Source organism: Pseudarthrobacter naphthalenicus (genome assembly GCF_029076445.1).
Lineage (GTDB): Bacteria > Actinomycetota > Actinomycetes > Actinomycetales > Micrococcaceae > Arthrobacter > Arthrobacter naphthalenicus.
Genome location: NZ_JARESG010000061.1, coordinates 1 through 2,640 on the forward strand (window position 1 = coordinate 1; position 2,640 = coordinate 2,640).

The window sequence follows — 2,640 nt, forward strand, 5'->3', positions numbered from 1 at the left end:
TGGCAGATAGCTTGAGTTGGTACGCGTGTTCCGGGTTGTTGGTATTGCTGTTCCGGTGAGTTGGTGCTGTCGTGGCCGCTGGGTGCTGCGCTATGGGTGAGGCGGTGCACTGGGCGCCGCCTCTTCCTATGTGAGGAGGCAGCATGGCCGATTTCAAGGCCATCATGACCTTGGCTGTTGCTGGTCGGAGCTATGACGAGATCGTCGCGGTGGTGGGGTGTTCACGTCGTGACGTGGCCGCGGCGAAGAAGACGATCGCGGCGTACGGATTTACCGCCGGGCAGATCGGGGCGATGAGTCCGCAGGAGATCGCCCGGTTGTTTCCCGATGGCCGGAAGAGGGTCACTGAGTTATACGAGCGCCCGGATTTTGATCGGGTGCTGGCTTCGATGCGGGAGAACCGGCACTTCACCCTTCAGCAGGCCTGGAGCAGGTATCTGGCCTCGGCCACCGCGAACGGCGGGAAGAAGTACGGGTATTCACAGTATTGCGCCCTGTTCGCCGACCATGCCCGGGTGAGTGATGTGGTCGCGACGCTGCACCACGAGCCGGGCCGGGCGATGCTGGTGGACTGGGCCGGTGACACCCTGGAGGTCGTGGATGCGGTCACTGGGGAGGTGACCGGGGTCTATCTGTTCGTGGCGGTGCTGCCGTATTCCGGTGCGGTGTTCTGCCATGGGTACACGGACATGACATCGGCGTCCTGGATTGCCGCCCACGTGGCGGCTTTCTCGTTCTATGGTGGGGTCCCGCAGCTGGTGGTCCCGGATAATCCGGCGACCTCGACCCACCGGCCGAAGCGGGGTGAGTCGGCCCGGGTGCTCAACCCCCGTTACCAGCAGCTGGCCGAGCATTATTCGACGGGGATCGTCCCGGCCCGGGTGAAACGCCCCCGCGATAAGGCTGCGGCCGAGTCGGCGGTGAACGTGGTGAACAAGCGGGTGATCGGCTATCTGGCCGAGGAGGTCTTCACCACGGTGCAGTCCCTGAACGCGGCGATCGGGGCCCGGCTGGTCGAGATCAACGAGCAGATTCCCCGGGCCGATGGGAGCACCCGGTGGGAACGCTTCACCGCCGATGAGTCCGGCCTGCTCCAGGCGCTGCCTGCCGACGGGTTCGATTCGGTGGAGTGGAAGCAGCTCAAGGTCGGACGGAATTACCACGTCAGCTGCGATTCCCAGCATTACTCGGTGCCCTACACCTATGCCGGGCAGCTGCTGCGGGTCCGAGTCACGTCCACGACGGTGACCGTCTTCGACGGGGACCAGGTCATCTGTGAGCATGTCCGGCGGCAGGGCCGGAAGGGCCAGTACTCGACCGATGTCGCGCATGCCCCGACCCGGCACCGGGGTATCGACGGGTTGTGGTCCAAGCGGTGGTTCACGGACCGGGCCCGGGGCTTCGGGCCAGCCACCGAGGCGGTCATCGCCGGGATCATCGACCGGCATGCGGTGGAGGCCCAAGGCTATCTGGACTGCCAGAACATCCTGGAGTCCCTGGGCAAGCGGAACAAGGCCCGCCTCGAGGCAGCCTGCCAGGTCCTGCTCGACACCGGTCAGGGCCCGGGAACCTACAGCACGATCAAACGGATCATGGCCACCATCGACTCCGACACCAAGAAACCCAGAACAATCACACCCGCGGCGGCCACCCGCAAACCCGCCGGCGGCGCCGACCCCGGCGCAGGCCTCCAGGCGGCGGTGCACGTGCGCTCGGCCGATCACTACCGCCGCGGCGGCCAAGGAGGACAGGGCTGATGTTCACCAGCGAGGACCACGAGAAATTCCGGACCCTGCGCATCGCGCACCTGGCCGTGCGGTTCGAGGAACTGATCACCGACGAGGCCAATGACGAGCTCACTCCCGAGCAGATCTTCCTCACCGCAGTGGACGACGCACTCCACCAGCGCCGAGCCCACAGGATCGACAAGCTCATCCGCGCCGCAAGGTTCCCAATCCCGCAAGCCTCGGTCGCCGAGATCAACTACCAGGAAGGACGCGGCATCACCCCGGTGCGGATGAAACGCTACGCCGCCCACCAATGGCGCCAGGACCCCACGAACCTGCTGGTCATCTCACCAACCGGTGGCGGCAAGACCTACCTGGCCTGCGCGATCGGGATCGCCGCCTGCCAGAGCGGACACACCGTCGCCTACACCCGGATGGACGACCTCGCCCGCAGGCTGGTCATCGCCCGCGGTGACGGCATCGGCCACCAGAAGCTCCTCAACGAGCTCTCGGACGTGGACCTGCTGGTCATCGATGACTTCCTCACCGTGGGCATCGACCCCGAAGCGGCCAATGACCTCTTCGCGGTCCTGGCCAACCGGGAACATCGCCTGCCCACACTCATCGCTTCGCAGTCCGGCCCGGCCTACTGGGTCGAGGCCCTACCGGACCGGGTGGCCGCGGACTCGATCGTGAACCGGCTGGCCAACAACGCTCGCCAACTCAACCTCGGCGACGTGGACATGCGCCAGCTCCGCGACGACAGGGCCCGGGCTCAACCGGACCACTGGGAGTAGACCCCACCCAGGACATGGTGCCGGCCCCGAGCACACCAGCGAAGGGCCGGTACCAAGTCCTCAGAATCTCAGTACCAACTACCCAGACCAGCAGTTCCAACAACAGCTATCTGCCA

At 65.8% G+C, this 2,640-nt stretch carries 2 protein-coding genes; both read left to right on the plus strand.

Annotated elements, in window-relative coordinates; translation table 11 throughout:
- Positions 1-143 precede the first annotated feature (143 nt).
- The gene (istA, locus tag PY310_RS21295) at positions 144-1,757 is read left to right on the plus strand and encodes an IS21 family transposase (protein WP_275216624.1); all 1,614 of its coding nucleotides are present in this window, start codon (positions 144-146) and stop codon (positions 1,755-1,757) included.
- Positions 1,757-2,524: an ATP-binding protein gene (locus tag PY310_RS21300; protein WP_275216625.1), complete on the plus strand. Its 768-nt coding sequence runs from the start codon at positions 1,757-1,759 to the stop codon at positions 2,522-2,524. Before istA ends, PY310_RS21300 begins: the two co-directional genes overlap by 1 nt.
- Positions 2,525-2,640: the final 116 nt, after the last annotated feature.